Source organism: Corallococcus terminator, from assembly GCF_003611635.1.
GTDB classification, from domain to species: domain Bacteria; phylum Myxococcota; class Myxococcia; order Myxococcales; family Myxococcaceae; genus Corallococcus; species Corallococcus terminator.
In genome coordinates this window covers 1-462 of sequence record NZ_RAVZ01000799.1, presented here as the reverse complement: position 1 = coordinate 462, position 462 = coordinate 1, and the positions used below count along the sequence as shown (strand labels likewise).

Here is a 462-nt window from a genome sequence, read left to right as displayed (position 1 = left end):
ATTTAGAGGTATTGAATCGACTGTATACACCGCTAATTGGAACGCAAGCAGTGGGTTTATATCATTTTATGACTCAATTCGTTAAAGACAGTCATAATGAAACATTGATTCTTTCTCATTATATTTTTATGAATGAACTTAAAATTAATTTACTAGAGTTTAGACAACAAATGGACTTACTTGAAGCGATTGGATTGTTAAAGGCGTTTGTCAAACATGATGAACAAGAAACACAATTTGTTTACCAATTAATTCAACCGCCTTCAGCACATTTATTTTTTAATGATCCAATGTTGTCAATCTTTTTATATAGTGAAGTCGAGCATCGTCGATTTCATGAGTTGAAGAAATACTTTGAGTATCAACAAATTGATTTGAGTGAATTTAAACAGGTAACAAGACAATTTACTGATGTTTTTAAAGTGCCGTCTACAAAAATAGATATCGATACAAGTGATATTC

Annotated in this window: 1 protein-coding gene; it reads left to right on the top strand. The window is 30.5% G+C overall.

Annotated features, from left to right (window positions below; all coding sequences use genetic code 11):
* On the top strand, positions 1-462 hold a 462-nt coding region (locus D7V88_RS42190), incomplete at both ends, for a replication initiation and membrane attachment family protein (protein ID WP_208726791.1).